Origin of the sequence: Spirillospora sp. NPDC052242 (assembly GCF_040679555.1) — a bacterium.
Classification (GTDB): domain Bacteria; phylum Actinomycetota; class Actinomycetes; order Streptosporangiales; family Streptosporangiaceae; genus Spirillospora.
The window spans coordinates 14139-29519 of the sequence record NZ_JBFAUZ010000063.1 but is presented as its reverse complement, the minus strand read 5'-3'; the positions used below and the strand labels follow the sequence as shown (position 1 = coordinate 29519).

Below are 15381 nucleotides of genomic sequence, written 5' to 3'. Positions count from 1 at the left end.
AACGAGGGGTTCGGCAACGAGAGGCAGGTGCGGGTCACCCCCATGGACGGCAGGCACGGGAAGCACCAGGAACCGGCGCGCGGCTCACGGCTGCGCGAGGCGTGGCGCGGGCTCGTCCCGATCGGCGTCGCCACGGGCGTGGTGCTGGTCGTCGGCGGCGGCTTCGACGTGCTCGAACGGCACCAGGGCGCCGAGAAGTCGCGCAGCGCGAAAGCCGCGTCGGACGCCGCGCCGACCGGCCCCCGCTTCGTCGTCGGCGTCGTCGCGGACGGCTCCGCGCTCGTCGTCCGCGACACCGGCACGGGCGCCGACACCGGCCCGCCCGTCGCGCCGCCGCCCGGCCGCCGCTTCACCCGCGTCGCGTCCGGCCCCGACGGCTCGTACGTCGCGGCGTCGTCCGGCGACGGGCGGGTGACGTTCCAGCGCCTCGGCCTCGACGACGACGGCCGCGTCGAGGAGCTCGCCCCGCTCCCGAAGGCCGCCGTCCCCGGCGAGTCCGCCGCGTGGTCCGACCTCGCCGTCGCCCCCGACGGCCGGATCGCGTACGTCACCTACGAGGGCACCCGCGGCACCGTCACCGTCCTCGACCCCGGCACCGGCGCCCGCAAGGCGTGGCCCACGACCCTCCAGGGCCGCATCAGCGGCCTGTCCTGGGCGGGCGACACGCTGGCGTTCTCCTGGACGGCGTCCGGCGCCCCCCAGGTCCGGACGATCGACACCGCCGCCCCCGCGGGCGACCTCACGTCCAGCCGGGCCCTCGCGACGCTGCCGTCCGGGACGTCCGCCGCGTTCCTGCGCCCGGACGGCACCACGATCGTCACCGGACGCGTGCAGGACGCGAACCTGGTGCTGCAGGCGTTCACGGCGACCGGCGAGCCCGGACAGATCATCTGGAAGCACCCGATCAAGGACGATCCCGAGCTGACGGCCCTCGATCCCGCCGAGAACGGCGCGCTCCTGGCCCTCGCCGGCGACGTCCACACCCCCGCCGGCGGCCCCCTCCCCGGGAAGGACCTCGCCGACGCCGCCTGGTGACGCCTAAGGTGGACGCACGGAACCGGGCGAACGGAGCGAAACCGTGGGCATGGTGATGGCAGTCAGTTTCACCAGATACGGCCGTCTCTACTACCTCGATCCCGGCTCGCACACCCCGAAGGTCGGCGACAAGGTGCTCGTCCCCACCGACTCCGGCCACGAGGTCGCCGAATGCGTGTGGGCCCCGCAGTGGGTCTCCGAGGACATCGACGGCCTCCCCGAGTGCGGCGGCCCCGCCACCGACGAGCACCTCGCCCGCGACGAGGCGAACCGCCGCCGCCGCGCCGAGGCCCGCACGTCCGCCAAGCGCCTCATCCGCCGCCACGAACTCCCGATGAAGGTCATCGGCGTCGACTTCCTCGACGCCGACAACGTCGTCAAGATCTACTTCACCGCCCCGCACCGCGTCGACTTCCGCGCGCTCGTCCGCGACCTGGCCCGCACCCTCAAGGCCCGCGTCGAACTCCGCCAGGTCGGCCCCCGCGACGAGGCCCGCCTGCAGGGCGGCATCGGCCCCTGCGGCCGCGACCTCTGCTGCGCCACGTTCCTCAAGGACTTCGAGCCCGTCTCCGTCCGCATGGCCAAGGAGCAGGACCTCCCCGTCAACCCCCTCCGCATCGCCGGCGCCTGCGGCCGCCTCATGTGCTGCCTCAAGTACGAGCACCCGCTCTACATGGAGTTCAAGGAGAAGGCCCCGCGCCTCGGCTCCCGCGTCAGCACCCCGGAGGGCGAGGGCCAGGTCATCGGCTACAACGTCCCCGGCGACCGCGTCACCGTGAAGGTCGGCTCCCGCCGCTGCTCCTGCCCCTCCGCCTCCGTCTGCTCCCCCCGCAAGCAACACGACGCCCATTACGGCGACGCGCCGGACGGGGGGAGTTCTGAGGCGGGTTCCCACTGAGCGAGACACCGCACTGCCGCGGGGCGGCGTCGTCGTGCAGATTCCGGTGATCGGCACCTGCACCGGAGGGACCACGGCATGGCCGGCTGGAGTCATCGGTACGCGCGCATCAACGACCTCGACGTCCACTACGTGGAGCAGGGCGGCGGCCCGCTCGTCGTCCTCCTGCACGGGTTCCCGCACCTCTGGTTCAGCTGGCGGCACCAGATCGGGCCGATCGCGGACGCCGGGTTCCGCGTCGTCGCCCCGGACATGCGGGGGATGGGCCGGACGAGCGGCCCCGCCGACCACCGCGAGTACGGGCCCGCGAGCATCGTCGGCGACGTCGTCGGCCTCCTCGACCACCTCGGGGAGGACAGGGCGGTGTTCAGCGGCCTCGACTTCGGCCTGTTCGCCGCGTACGACCTCGCGTACCACCACCCGGAGCGCGTCGAGGCGATCATCGCGCTCGAGAACCCGTTCTTCACGCCGTCGAAGGAGTCGCCGCTGACGCTCGCCGCGCGGCAGGCCGAACGGCACTTCAACCACATCCACTACTTCAACGCGCCCGGCGTCGCCGACCGCGACCTCGCCGCCGCGCCCCGCGAGTTCCTGCGCAAGGTGTTCTACGCGCTCTCCAGCGACTACCACTACCTCGACGTGTGGAAGAAGCCTCCGGGGACGTCCTACATCGACGCCCTGCCCGAGACGCCGCCGCTTCCGTGGCCGTGGCTGACGGAGGCGGAGCTGGAGTTCTACGTCGCCGAGTACAGCGCGAGCGGCTTCACCGGCGGGCTCAACTGGTACCGGGCCATGGACCTCGCCTGGGAGCACCGCAAGTCCTACGAGGGCCGGACGACCGTGCCGTACTACTTCATCGGCAGCGAGCAGGACGCCGACCTGGAGGGCTGGCACGGCGACGACCCGCTGAACCGGCTCGGCGACCACCACGCGGACGTCCGGGACGTCCGGATGATCAAGTCGGCGGGGCACATGATGCAGATGGAGAAACCCGCGGAGACCACCGCGACGATGCTGGAATTCCTCGCGAGGAGGGGCGCATGACCGAGAACCGGGTGGCGGTCGTCACCGGTGCCAGCCGCGGCGCCGGGAAGGGCATCGCGCTCGCCCTGGGCGCGGCCGGCATGACCGTGTACGTGACCGGACGGACGCGCGCCGAGGGCCACGCGGACCTGCCGGGTACGGTCGCCGGCACCGCCGCGGAGATCGACGAGCGCGGCGGCACCGGCGTCCCGGTGATCTGCGACCACTCCGACGACGAGCAGGTCCGGGCGCTGTTCGAGCAGGTCGAACGGGACCACGGGACGGTGCACGTCCTCGTCAACAACGCGTTCACCATCCCCGACGGCCTCACCCTGGACGGCCCGTTCTGGGAGAAGCCCCTCGCGCTGCAGAGCATGTTCGACGTCGGCATGCGCTCGGCGTACGTCGCGAGCTACTACGCGGCCCCGCTGCTGATCAAGGACGCCGGGGGCCTCGTCGTGAACACGTCCTCGTTCGGCGGCCGCTGCTACATGCACGGTCCCGCCTATGGGGCCGGGAAGGCCGCCGTGGACAAGATGGCGCACGACATGGCCGAGGACTTCCGGCCCTACGGCGTCGCCGTGATCTCCCTCTGGATGGGCCTGCTGAAGACCGAACGCAACCGCGCCATGTTCGACGGCGTCCCCGAACGGTACGAGTCGTTCGCCGCCGGAGCCGAGACGCCCGAGTTCAGCGGCCGGGTGATCGACGCCCTCGCCCGCTCGGCCGACCCGATGGCGTGGACGGGACGCGTCCTCATCGGCGCCGAACTCGGCGCGGAGCTCGGCGTCACCGACGTCGACGGGTCGCGGCCCCGCTCCCACCGCGGGATGCTCGGCGACCCGCCCACGTACAGTCCCGCGGTCGTCAAGTAGTCGGCAGCGCGTACCGGAAGATCTTCTTCCACGTGCTCGTGACCTGCCGCGACAGCGGACCGGCGTGGTACGGCAGGTCGTACTTCTCGCACAGCGCCCGCACCCGCGGCGCGATCTCCGCGAGCCGGTTGCTCGGCATGTCGGGGAAGAGGTGGTGCTCGATCTGGTGGCTCAGGTTGCCGGTCATCAGGTGGAAGAACCGCCCGCCGGTGATGTTCGCCGACCCCGCGAGCTGCCGCACGTACCACTCGCCGCGCGACTCGCCGTCCAGCCGGTCCTCCTCGAACACCTCGACGTCCCCGGGGAAGTGCCCGCAGAAGATGATCGAGTGCGCCCACACGTTCCGGACGACGTTCGCGGTGAAGTTCGCGGCCAGCGTCGACAGGAACTGCGGCCCGCTGAGCAGCGGGAACGCCAGGTAGTCCTTGGCCCACTGGCGGCGGATCTTGCGGCCGATCCCGCGCAGCTTCCGCCGCGTCTCCGCCGGGTCGTGCGTCCCCGCCCGGATCTTGTCGATCTCCAGGTCGTGCAGCGCCACCCCGTACTCGAAGAACATCGCGAGCAGCAGGTTGTAGAGGGGCTGCGGGACCATCGCCCAGTGCCACTCCTGCTCCGGGGTCACGCGCAAGATCCCGTAGCCCACGTCGTTGTCCTTGCCCAGGACGTTCGTGAACGTGTGATGCACGAAGTTGTGCGAGTGCTTCCACTGCTCGGCGGGGGACACGTTGTCCCACTCCCACGTCGTCGAATGGATCTTCGGGTCGCGCATCCAGTCCCACTGGCCGTGCATGACGTTGTGCCCGATCTCCATGTTCTCGAGGATCTTCGCGACGGCGAGCGTCGCGGTCCCGGCGATCCACGCGGGCGGCAGCGACGACGCCAGCAGCATCGCCCGCCCGCCGATCTCCAGCCCCCGCTGCCAGCGGATCACCCGCCGGATGTAGGCCGCGTCGCGGTCCCCGAGGTCCGCCGTGATCTCCGCGCCGAGCGCGTCCAGCTCCCGGGCGATCGCCTCCAGGTCGGCGTCCGTCAGATGCCCGGTGGACGGCGTCACGGTGTTCACGTTCGTGGTCATCGGCGTGCTCCTCACAGTTCGATCTCCACCGGCCCGGCGGCCGCGTTCACGCACGTCTGGACGATGTCGCCCTCGTCCCCGTGCACCCGTCCCGTGCGCAGGTCGCGCACCCGTCCCGCCGCGAGCCGCCCGACGCAGCCGTGGCAGATGCCCATCCGGCAGCCGCTCGGCAGCAGCGCGCCCGCGCCCTCCCCGGCGTCCAGCAGGGTGGTCCCGCCGCCCGCCTCGACCTCGACGCCGCTCCGCGTGAACCGGACGACGCCGCCCGCGCCGCCCGCGGCGGCCAGCACGGGCCGGAACCGCTCCACCCGGAGCCGCTCCGGGACGCCGGCGTCGCGCCACAGTCCCGCGAGCACCTCCAGCAGCCCCTCGGGGCCGCAGGCCCAGGCGTCCCGTCCGGTCCAGTCGGCTGGGAGGTCGTCCGGCGTGAACCGGCCCTCGACCAGCGTGTGCCGCTCGCGGAACCGCAGCCGCGGCAGCCGGTGCCGCAGCCGCCGCAGCTCCGCCCCGAAGATCACGTCGTCGGCTGTCCGGGCCGAGTGCAGCAGCACCACGTCGGCGTCCGGGGCCCGCTCGGCGAGGTCCCGCACCATGGCCATCACCGGCGTGATCCCGCTGCCCGCGGTCACGAACAGCAGCCGCTCGGGCAGCGCCGACGGCAGCACGAAGTCGCCTTCCGCCGCCCCCAGCCGGACGACCGCGCCCGGGCGGATCCGGTGCACGAGGTGGCTCGAGACGAACCCGTCCCGCGCGGCCTTCACCGTCACCGTGATCCGGCCGTCCGCGCGCGGCGGCGACGACAGCGAGAACGTCCGCCGGTGCAGCACGCCCCCGATGTCCACCCCGACCCGGACCCACTGCCCCGGCCGGTGCCCCCGCCACGCCCGTCCAGGCCTGATCACCAGCGTCGCGGCCCCGGGCGCCTCGTGCCGCACCGCCTCCACGCGTCCCCGCGGCTCGGCGGTGCTCCAGAGCGGATTGATCAGCCCCAGGTAGTCGTCCGGCAGCAGCGGCGTCGTCAGCAACCGCGCCGCGGCCGAAAGCTTGGTCACGTCGCCTCCCCCCAAACGGAACCTACTAGCGCGTAACCTACGGTCGCGTAACCATGGGCGGCGTTCAAGGCCCGGCGGCCGAAAGCGACAGGCATCACACCATCAGAGAACGTGCCATTGAGCAATGGCGATGTCGGGGGTCGAAGAAGTGGCCCCGGACCTCCGGTCGACGTAGCGTAGGCATCGGCATACGAGCCGCGACGACGAGACGGGGGCCGGAGTGCGGGCAGCGAAGACCATCGGCGCGACGATCGCCTTGACCCTTGTGCTGGCCACCGGCTGCGACGGCGGGGCCGACGAGGCGGCGATGGCGAGCCGCGTCCCCGAGGGCCTCGGCTCCTTCTACGACCAGCGCCCCGAATGGCGCGACTGCGGCGGCGGCTTCCAGTGCGCGACCGTCCAGGTCCCGCTCGACTACGCCGAGCCCGGCGGCGAGAAGATCGGCATCGCGGTGACCCGGCTCCCCGCCCGGAACAAGTCCGAACGGATCGGCTCCCTCCTGACGAACCCCGGCGGTCCCGGCGCGTCCGGCATTGGCTTCGCCCGCCAGGCCGCCGCCGCGTTCGGCGCCGACCTGCGCGCCCGCTTCGACATCGTCGGCTTCGACCCCCGCGGCGTCGGCGAGAGCGGACCCGTCCGCTGCAACACCACCGCCGAACTCGACCGCTTCTTCGCCACCGACTCGTCCCCCGACGACCCCGCCGAGCGCACGACCCTCGCCACCCGCAGCGAGCAGTTCGCGGACACCTGCGGCGCCAAGGCCAAGACCACCCTCCCGCACGTCGGCACCGCCGACGCCGCCCGCGACATGGACGTCCTCCGCGGCGCCCTCGGCGACGACAAGCTCACCTACTACGGCGCGTCCTACGGCACCTACCTCGGCGCCTCCTACGCCGAACAGTTCCCGAAGAACGTCCGCGCGCTCGTCCTCGACGGCGCCGTCGACCCCCGCCTCTCCGCGACCGACATCCTGGTCGAGCAGGCGAAGGGCTTCGAGACGGCCTTCCGCGCCTTCGCCGAGGACTGCACCGCCACCCCCGGCTGCCCCCTCGGCGACTCGCCCGACGCGGCCGCGAAGAACCTCCAGAAGCTCCTCGACGAAACCGACAACAAGCCCCTCACCGCCCGCGGCGACAGCCGCAAGGTCACCGAATCCCTCGCCACGATGGGCATCGCCACCGCCCTCTACGCCAAGAACTACTGGCCCACCCTCCGCGAGGGCCTCGCCCAGGCCATGCAGAAGGACGACGGCACCGTCCTCCTCGCCCTCGCCGACCAGATGGTCGACCGCGAGAACGGCTCCTACAGCAACCAGACCGACGCGAACATGGCCGTGAACTGCGTCGACAAGCCCAACCCGCCGAACGTCGACGCCTACGCGAAGGCCGTCGCGAAGGCCGAGAAGTCCGCGCCCCTCTTCGGCGAGTTCGTCGTCTGGGGCGGCCTCCCCTGCGTCTACTGGCCGGCCAAGACCGACAAGGCCCCCGCCCCCGCCACCGCCCAGGGCGCCGCCCCCATCCTCGTCATCGGCACCACCCGCGACCCCGCCACCCCCTACGCGTGGTCCGAACGCCTCGCCGACCAGCTCCAGTCCGGCGTCCTGCTCACCCTCGACGGCGACGGCCACACCGCCTACCTCCAGGCGAACCCCTGCATCAGCCGCGCCACCGACAACTACCTCGTCACCGCCCAGCCCCCGAAGGCCGGAACCGTGTGCCGCTGAAAACGGGTGCGCAAGCACCCCCCGAGACCCGGTAGACTTCATCCCGCCGTGCCCGCACGGCACGCCGCCTTAGCTCAGTCGGCAGAGCGATTCACTCGTAATGAATAGGTCATCGGTTCGATTCCGATAGGCGGCTCTGCTCAGAGGCCCCTTCCGATCACTCGGGAGGGGCCTCTTGCGTTTGCGCTGACGCGTGGCGGGAGCGGGCTTCGTTGATCTCCGCCTCGTGGCGCACGGCCCAGTCGGCCAGTGCGGACAGCGGTTCCAGGAGCGTGCGGCCGAGCGGGGTCAGGCTGTACTCGACGCTGGGCGGCACCGTCGGGTGGACGTCGCGCCGCACCAGCCCGTCGGCCTCCAGGCCGCGGAGCGTGCGGGTCAGCATGCGCTGGCTGATGCCCTCGACGGCGCGGTGCAGCTCGTTGAAGCGGTGCGGACGGGCCCCGAGCAGGATCACCAGGAGCATGCTCCACTTGTCGCCCATTCGCCGGAACACGTCCCCGACCGGGCACGCGGCCAGTTCGGCGGCGGGTACCGGGCGAGGCAGGTCGTGCGCCAGTACCGAGGGAACACCGGTGTGCGTACCGGACATGAAACTGCCTTCTTTCGTCCTCCGACGGGGCGATCCATGATCGGAATCGCCGCCTTCGACCCTAGGGAGCGATTCCATGCCGGACCAGCCGTCCAAGAACGTCGTCATCAGCGGCGGTACCACCGGAATGGGACGAGCGGTCGCCCTTGAGCAGTCGGCGAGAGGCAACCATGTCACCGTGATCGGCGCCAACGAGGCTCGGGGACGTGCACTGCTGGACGAGGCCGCCGACCCGAACATGCGGTTCCTGCGGGCGGATCTGTCCTCGATCGCCGAAAACGAAAGGGTCGTCGCGCTCATTTCCGAGCAGTACCAGGCGATTGACGCACTGGCGTTGTTCGCCAATCGGGTCAGTCCCGAGCGGAAAGAGACGCCGGACGGGCTGGAGTTCACGTTCGCCCTCTACTACCTGAGCCGATATCTGCTGGGTCATCGGCTCCGGCCGCTCCTCGACGCGGCTGCGGTACCCGTGATCGTCAACGTGGCGGGCGTCGGCAACACCGCGGGACGGATCCACTGGGACGATCCGCAGCTGACGCGCGGCTACCGGCAGGTGCGCGCGCAGTTGCAGGCCGGCCGCGCGAACGACCTGCTCGGCGCGGCGTTCGCCGGCGAGGAGAGCAAGGTCCGTTATGTGCTCTATCACCCCGGATTCACGAAGAGCGGAGCCGACGGCCACCCGAACCCGGCCGTCCGGAACACGATCAAGCTGCTCGCGCGCTTCTTCGCCCGTCCCGTCGCCGACTCCGTCCGGCCGATCAACGGATGGATCGACCGGCCTCCCGCGGCCCCGCTCACGGCCGTCGACCGCGGCAAGACCGTCGACCCGTCCATCAAGACCCTGGACCCCGGCGACGCCGCCCGCCTCGCCGCCTATACCGCGGAACTGCTCCAGAAGGTGCCGCGGTGACGGGGGCTTGGGAGCCGCCGACGTGGTTCACGGGCTCGGTGAGGGAGGGTGGGTTTTCAGGGAGAGGGCTCGGGGCCGTTCTTGAGTTCGTAGCCGCGCTGCCACAGTAGGCGGGCGGCGCGGTGGGGGTCGGTTTCGCCGGGCCACCAGGACACCTCCCGCCAGGTCTCGCCGTGGTCGCCGTGGGACCGTAGGAGTACGCCGTCGGCGCGGAGGACGAACCGTCCGAACCCGAAGCCGCGCGACGAGTCCTCGTCGTAGTCGTACACCCAGTTCCAGTGGGCGATTTCGTCCGTCATGTCGAGGGCCTACGCGCCGGGTCAGCGGGCCGGTTCGAGATGCTCGGCGAGGATCTTCAGGTGGGTGTCGCGGGCGGCGGCGTGCCGCTCGCGGCCCTCGTCGGTGAGGTGGACGAAGACGCCGCGGCGGTCGTCCGGGCAGATCGCGCGCTCGACCAGGCCGTGCTTCTCGAGCCGGGCGACCGTCCGCGAGAGGGCGCTCTGGCTGAGGTACATGTCGGCGGCGATGTCCTGCATCCGGCGCTTCTCGCAGTTCGCCTCGACGAGCCGGTCCAGCGTCTCGTACTCGCTCATGCTGAGGCCGTGCGCGTCCTGCAGGGCGCGATCGAGGTTGCACGCCACGGTGTTGTAGCAGGTCGCCAGCGTGCGCCAGCGGCTGACGAGAGCGGCCTCCGACTCCATGGCGCGGATCGTACCATGCATGCGCATTAGATGCATCTGCATTTTATGCGTGGACATTGGATGCACGTGCATGTACTCTCCTGCGACGTGACTATCACCGACACCTCACCTGCCTCAGCCGTTCGCGCTCCGGCCGAACAGACCTGGACGCCCCGGCTGTGGGGCGTCCTCGCGGTGCTGTGCGCCGTGTTGTTCCTCGACGGGCTCGACGTGTCCATGGTGGGCGTGGCGCTGCCGTCGATCGGTGCCGAACTCGGGCTTTCGACCACGTCACTGCAGTGGATCGTGAACGGCTACGTCCTCGGATACGGGGGCCTTCTGCTGCTCGGCGGCCGCACCGCCGACCTCCTCGGCCGCCGCCGGGTCTTCCTCATCGCGCTGGCCGTCTTCGCCGTCGCGTCACTGGTGGGAGGCCTGGTCGACAATGGCGCGCTGCTCATCGTCACCCGTTTCGTCAAGGGCCTCGCGGCGGCGTTCACCGCCCCGACCGCCCTGTCCATTTTGACCACCACGTTCCACGAGGGGCCCGCGCGCAACCGGGCGCTCTCGGTGTTCTCCGTGTTCGGCGCCAGCGGGTACTCGTCCGGGCTGATCCTCGGCGGCCTGCTGACCAGCTTCGGCTGGCGCTGGACGTTCCTGACCCCCGTGCCGCTGGCCCTGCTGGCCCTCGTCGCGGGCATCGCGCTGATTCCCCGCGACCGCCCCGCCGCGGGCGGCGGCCACGACCTCGTCGGCGCGGTGACGCTGACCGGCGGGATGCTGCTCGCCGTCTACACCGTGGTGTCGGCGCCCGAACGCGGCTGGCTGGACCCGCTCACCGTCGTGTCCATCGTCGCGGCCGCGGCGCTCCTGGTCGGGTTCGTCGTCACCGAGAACCGCGTGCGGCACCCGCTGATCCGCCTCGGGATCCTGCGCATCGGCACGATCGTCCGCGCGAACCTCAGCATCGTCGCGCTGTTCGGGTCGTACCTGAGCTTCCAGTTCATGATGACGCTGTACCTGCAGGACGTCCTGGGCTGGTCCCCCCTCGAGATGGCGCTCGGCCTCCTCCCGGCGGGCCTCATCGTCGCCTTCGGCTCCCCGTTCGTCGGCCGCCTGATCGACCGGTACGGCACCCCGCCGCTGATCATCAGCTCGATGACGTCGCTGAGCCTCGGCTACGTCTGGTTCCTCGCGACCGCCGGGAACGCCCCGCACTACACCGTCACCGTGCTGCCGACGATGATCCTGCTGGGCGGCGGTTTCGCGTTCGGCTTCAGCTCGATCATGGCCCAGGCCACGGACGGGATCGACGACTCCGAGCAGGGCCTCGCGTCCGGCCTCGTGCAGACGTCCGGGCAGGTCGGCGCCGCGCTCGTCCTCGCCGTCGTCACCGCCCTCGTCGCCGGCGCCGCCCACGAGGGCGGCGACTTCGGCGGCTTCCACCCGGGCGTCAACCTCGTCAGCGCCGTCGCCGTCATCGGCCTCGCCCTCAACCTGATCCCGCTACTCCGCATGACCCGCCGGACCCGAACCGCCTGAACCACTTGAACCCGCCCGAACCACCCGTCCCTGACCGGGAGGGGGAGGCGGTCCCCGCGGGGACCGCCTCCCCTTCCCGTGGCCCCTCCCGTGACCGTCTGGTCCGCCTCTCGTCCGCCTCTCGGAACTCTCCGAGGCGTTGATTGCTGCACGGGAAGTGCCGGTGAGGACGGCTGTCGCGGTTCATGGCAGACCGCTCTCTGATGGCGCGTACATGCGCTAGCGACGTCGTGTTGTGGTGTCTGTTGACATGAACCCTGTGAGGTCGTCCGGTGACGATCTCCGGGTGGACGTAGGTCGTGGAGGCCCGTGAGCGCTGTACCGTCCCGGCGTCACCGTTCGGGCGTCACCGTCCTCATCGAGCCGCCCGCCCGCCGTCGTGGGTTTCGGTGGCGCCGCCGCGGATGCGGCGACCTGCCCACCGACCACGCCACGGACCGTCCCGCAGACCGTCCCGGCGAGGGGCCCGGCGGCGTATCCGGGGGAGGGGCCGGACTGCGGGACGGGTGAGGCCGGTCAGGCGCGCGCGGCGCCGATCGCGTTCATCAGCGCCGGCCACATGGACTTGCCCTCGGTGGCCTACCCACGTAGGGCTGGGCGTCCGATCTGCATAGCGGCTGCGATCGGGCTCGCCTTGCACAGTTCCGGCGCGGCGCCCGCCGGCGCTGCCGCCAGCCGTCACGCGTGCGGCCGCACCGGCCCCCACGTGCCCCGGCTTTCAAGGCTCTGGTTCGTGTCGTGCCCGGCATCCGCCGCCGGGATCCGCGGTATCGCGCTCGTCCACACCGGGACCGGCAGCCTCCGCGCGGTCCTGGAGTCGCCCTGCCGGTCCCTGCTCGGACGTGCGACCTCGTGGGCGCTCGGCGGGGCGGTGGGCAGGTCGTTGCTGGGTGTGTGGTGCCGCGCTGCGCGGTCGTGCCGTGCTCACCTGGCCCAGCGGTTCCTGCCTCCACGGGCCTGGGGCGGGGGTGCAGGTTTCGTGTGGGGACGGTGCGGGTGGTTCCGTCGCGACGGTCGGGGGTGGGCGACCGTCGCGACGGGGGTGGTCATCTGCCGCGTTTCCAAAACGGGCGGCGGGGGGTGTGGTCGGCGAGGGTTTCGAGGGCGCGGGTCCAGAGGGCCTGGACGTCCGCGTCGGGTGTCGTCGTCAGGGTGCGGAGGTCGTCGCGGAGTGCGGCGAGGGCGGTGGCGTCCTGGGACTGGGCCTCCATGCGCCGGACGATCGACTCGAGTGCGGGGAGCAGGTCGTTGAGGAGGTGGGCGCGGCGGTCGTGGGGGGTGTCGGGGACGGCGCGGAGCCGTTCCAGGGCGCGGGCGATCTCGTCCTTGAAGGTCGTGCCGGAGGGGCGGGGCGCGGCGCGTCGGGGTGCGGCGGGTGCGGCGCCGTAGGCCGGGGCGGGCATGGACGCCGGGGCGACGGGGGCGGGCGGCGGAGCGGCGCGGGGCGGGCCGGCGTGGAGGAAGTCGGGGAGGTCGAGGTCGTCGGTTCGGCCGTAGTCGGCCGCCAGGGGGCGGGCGGCTCGGCGAGGTGCCGGGGCGCCCCAGCCGGAGGGGCGCTCTACCGGCTGGACGACCCGGTGGGGGGTGCGGACGTCGGCGGTGACCTCGGAGTCGACGGCGACGAATGCGGTGAAGCGGCACAGGACGCCGAAGCGGAGGGACGTGTCGATGATGCGCTTTTCGAGGTCTTCGCCGACGGTGTAGCGGTCTTCGAGGTCGCGGAGGTGGGCGCGGGCCCAGAGGGCCGTGGCGGCGCGGTCGGTGGTGTGGACCGGGGGAGCGTGCCGGGTCCATGCGGTGCCGTCGGGTTTCGTGCCGTTGAGGGTGACGGGGCCGGGGCGGCCCCGGTAGCGGCCCGAGACCACGAGGGGGACGCCCGGGAACAGGGCGCCGAGGCGGGGGGCCACCGAGTCGGGGACGATGTCGAGTTCGGCGTCGAGGGTGAGGTTCGTCGCGATGGGGGCGGCGATGCGGTGGTGGAGGTCGCGCATCGCCGCGTCGAGGCGGTCTTCGGATTCGACGAGCTCGCAGTGGCCGCCGCCGAGGGCGGCGAGGCGGTTGAGGAAGCCGGCGTTGACCGCGCGGTCGATGCCGATGGTGTGGACGCGGACGTCATGGAGCTGCGGGCCGAGGCGGGCGAGGATCTGGTCCTCGTTGCCGATCTGGCCGTCGGTGATGAGGACGAGGACCCGGTCGCGGGACGGGTCGTCGAGCAGCCGTCCCGCCTTGAGGAGCGGCGTGAGCATCTCGGTGCCGCCGCGGGCCTCGAGCCCGGCGAGGTGTTCGACGGCGCGGAACCGGTTGCGGTCGGTGCCCGGGGCGAGGTCGAGGTCGAGGCCGCGGGGGGTGTCGATGACGTTGTCGAAGGAGAGGACGGTGAATCGGTCCTCGGTGCGGAGGGTGTCGATGATGCGGGCGGCGGCGCGGCGGGCGGCGACCATCTTCCAACCCTGCATGCTGCCGGAGCGGTCGAGGATGAGCACGAGGTCGCGGGGGCGGGGCCGGGTCTCCCCGGAGGGGAGGACGGTGAGGGTGAAGGTGCCCTCGTCGCCGGTCTCGTCCGGGGCGAGGGCGAGGGACGCGCTCTCGTGTTCGGCGTGGCGGAGGCGGAGGACGAAGTCGCGGTCGAGGCGTTCGCCGGGGCGCAGGCTGACGCGGCCGTTCTCCTCGGCGACGACGTGCAGGGTCGAGGCGATGTCGGTGAGCGGCAGCCCGGCGGGGTCGATGTCGACGTCGATCGACAGGCGGACGGGGTTGGGGAAGCCGGGCAGGAGGACCGGCGGGCTGATCCGGGACGCGTCGGGGACGGCGTCGGTGTCGTCGGACGTGCCGGGCCCGGCGCGCTCGTCGTCCAGCGGGACGCCGGGGATGTAGCGGGGCGCGACGACGAGGGGGAAGCGGAAGGTCGCCTCGGTGGCGGAGTCGCGGGAGAGCGGCTGGACCAGGCGGAGTCGGAGGGTGACGCGCTCGCCCGGCTGGATGTTGCCGACGCGCATGGCGAAGACGTCGGGGCGGTCCTCTTCGGCGATCGCGGCCCGCCGGCCGGAGGCGATCGCGGCGTCGTAGTCGCGTCGGGCGCGCCCGCGTTCCTTGAGGGTGCCCTCGACGACCCGGTCGGCGGCCTCCATGCGGAGCGCGGTAACGGCCGCGCGGTCGGGGAGCGGGAAGATGTACGTCGCCTCGAGCGGCACGTCGAACGGGTTGTGGAACCCCTGGACGAGGTCGATGCCGGCGACGTGGCCGGTGATGGTCGCGTGGACGCCGACACTGTCGAGCGGCAGGTTGCCCTTCTCGGTGGTGAGCGCGCCGAGCCCGCCTTCGGGGTCTCGCGCGGGGGGATCGGGCAGTTCGTGGATGCGCACTGTCACTGGGACCTCCGTGGAGGGGCGGCGGATCGGGTGAGACCTCGGCGGTGCAGTTCTTCCAGCAGCGGGCGGGCGGCCGACGCGATGGCGGTGAGGTCGTCGTCGGTCAGGTGGGACGCCTCCAGCAGGAGGGTGACGTCGGGGCCGAGGCGGACGCCTTGGACGACCGGCGGGCGGGGCGTGTCGTATCCGGTGACGGTCGCGGGGCGGTGGGAGATGTCGGGGCGGTCGCGCCAGAAGCGCTCTCGCTCTTTGCCTGTCGTGGTGGGCAGGTCGGCGATGCGTTCGAGGGACTCGTCGGTGGCGGCGGCCAGTTCGACCTGGATCTCGGCGATCGAGCGGCCCGCCGCCTGGCGGCGCTTCACCGCGACGAGCTGGAGCAGGTGCCGGCGGCCGTAGAGGGCGGTGCGGCCACGGCGGCCCAGCGGCGGGTCGACGAGGCCGATCGTGGTGTACCAGCGGATCAGGCGTTCGTTGGGCAGGTCGCGCACCCGGCCGTTGGCCGGCGTCTCGCCGCCGGCCGCGAGGGCCGCGGCGGCGCGGTCCGCCAGCTCGCCGATCGTCCAGGTGCCGTCCATGGCCCGATAATGACACTGTCATCGTGACACTGTCAA

Annotated in this window: 14 protein-coding genes and 1 tRNA gene; 8 read left to right on the top strand and 7 right to left on the bottom strand. The window is 72.1% G+C overall.

The genetic code is table 11. From position 1 onward, the window contains the following. Positions 1–27 precede the first annotated feature (27 nt). The 4 genes from AB0L25_RS36225 to AB0L25_RS36210 all read left to right on the top strand — a co-directional run bounded on the left by AB0L25_RS36225 (position 28) and on the right by AB0L25_RS36210 (position 3831). Positions 28–1035 carry a WD40 repeat domain-containing protein gene (locus tag AB0L25_RS36225; protein ID WP_500177551.1) on the top strand — a complete coding sequence of 336 codons (1008 nt, stop codon included), beginning with the start codon at positions 28–30 and terminating at the stop codon, positions 1033–1035. Positions 1036–1084: 49 nt separating this feature from the next. Beyond that, a complete protein-coding gene (locus AB0L25_RS36220) occupies positions 1085–1933 on the top strand; it encodes a PSP1 domain-containing protein (protein ID WP_500177550.1) in 849 nt (282 codons plus the stop codon). A 78-nt stretch (positions 1934–2011) separates the two neighbouring features. After that, on the top strand, positions 2012–2977 hold the full coding sequence (locus tag AB0L25_RS36215; protein ID WP_500177549.1) for an alpha/beta hydrolase: 966 nt from the start codon (positions 2012–2014) through the stop codon (positions 2975–2977). Beyond that, positions 2974–3831 (top strand): SDR family NAD(P)-dependent oxidoreductase, encoded by an 858-nt coding sequence (locus AB0L25_RS36210; RefSeq protein ID WP_500177548.1) that lies wholly within the window; start codon positions 2974–2976, stop codon positions 3829–3831. Before AB0L25_RS36215 ends, AB0L25_RS36210 begins: the two co-directional genes overlap by 4 nt. Here AB0L25_RS36210 and AB0L25_RS36205 read toward each other — a convergent pair. Then, the gene (locus AB0L25_RS36205) at positions 3824–4906 is read right to left on the bottom strand and encodes a fatty acid desaturase family protein (RefSeq protein ID WP_500177547.1); all 1083 of its coding nucleotides are present in this window, start codon (positions 4904–4906) and stop codon (positions 3824–3826) included. The two genes, AB0L25_RS36210 and AB0L25_RS36205, sit on opposite strands and share 8 nt — an antisense overlap. An 11-nt stretch (positions 4907–4917) precedes the next feature. Continuing rightward, on the bottom strand, positions 4918–5958 hold the full coding sequence (locus AB0L25_RS36200; protein WP_500177546.1) for a ferredoxin reductase: 1041 nt from the start codon (positions 5956–5958) through the stop codon (positions 4918–4920). A 220-nt stretch (positions 5959–6178) separates the two neighbouring features. Between AB0L25_RS36200 and AB0L25_RS36195 the strand changes: the two genes are divergently transcribed. Then, positions 6179–7681 carry an alpha/beta hydrolase gene (locus AB0L25_RS36195; RefSeq protein ID WP_500177544.1) on the top strand — a complete coding sequence of 501 codons (1503 nt, stop codon included), beginning with the start codon at positions 6179–6181 and terminating at the stop codon, positions 7679–7681. A gap of 63 nt (positions 7682–7744) precedes the next feature. Continuing rightward, positions 7745–7817 (top strand) — tRNA-Thr (locus AB0L25_RS36190). A 21-nt stretch (positions 7818–7838) separates the two neighbouring features. On the opposite strand, the gene AB0L25_RS36185 is transcribed toward AB0L25_RS36190, so the two are convergent. After that, entirely contained in the window at positions 7839–8270 is a 432-nt protein-coding gene (locus tag AB0L25_RS36185) for a winged helix-turn-helix transcriptional regulator (RefSeq protein WP_500177542.1), read from the bottom strand. Positions 8271–8346: 76 nt separating this feature from the next. Between AB0L25_RS36185 and AB0L25_RS36180 the strand changes: the two genes are divergently transcribed. Further along, positions 8347–9180 (top strand): SDR family NAD(P)-dependent oxidoreductase, encoded by an 834-nt coding sequence (locus AB0L25_RS36180; protein WP_500177541.1) that lies wholly within the window; start codon positions 8347–8349, stop codon positions 9178–9180. A gap of 56 nt (positions 9181–9236) precedes the next feature. Here AB0L25_RS36180 and AB0L25_RS36175 read toward each other — a convergent pair whose 3' ends face one another. Then, positions 9237–9479: a hypothetical protein gene (locus AB0L25_RS36175; protein WP_500177540.1), complete on the bottom strand. Its 243-nt coding sequence runs from the start codon at positions 9477–9479 to the stop codon at positions 9237–9239. Between the two features lie 21 nt (positions 9480–9500). Then, entirely contained in the window at positions 9501–9881 is a 381-nt protein-coding gene (locus AB0L25_RS36170) for a MarR family winged helix-turn-helix transcriptional regulator (protein WP_500177538.1), read from the bottom strand. A gap of 87 nt (positions 9882–9968) precedes the next feature. On the opposite strand from AB0L25_RS36170, the gene AB0L25_RS36165 reads away from it, so the two are divergent. Continuing rightward, positions 9969–11402, top strand: coding sequence for an MFS transporter (locus AB0L25_RS36165; protein WP_500177536.1), 1434 nt, complete (start codon positions 9969–9971; stop codon positions 11400–11402). Positions 11403–12448: 1046 nt separating this feature from the next. Here the strand turns inward: AB0L25_RS36165 and AB0L25_RS36160 are convergent. Together AB0L25_RS36160 and AB0L25_RS36155 are read right to left on the bottom strand one after the other, a co-directional pair. After that, positions 12449–14770, bottom strand: coding sequence for a VIT domain-containing protein (locus tag AB0L25_RS36160; protein ID WP_500177534.1), 2322 nt, complete (start codon positions 14768–14770; stop codon positions 12449–12451). After that, positions 14767–15345: a MerR family transcriptional regulator gene (locus AB0L25_RS36155; protein WP_500177533.1), complete on the bottom strand. Its 579-nt coding sequence runs from the start codon at positions 15343–15345 to the stop codon at positions 14767–14769. The genes AB0L25_RS36160 and AB0L25_RS36155 overlap by 4 nt, the downstream gene beginning before the upstream one ends. Positions 15346–15381: the final 36 nt, after the last annotated feature.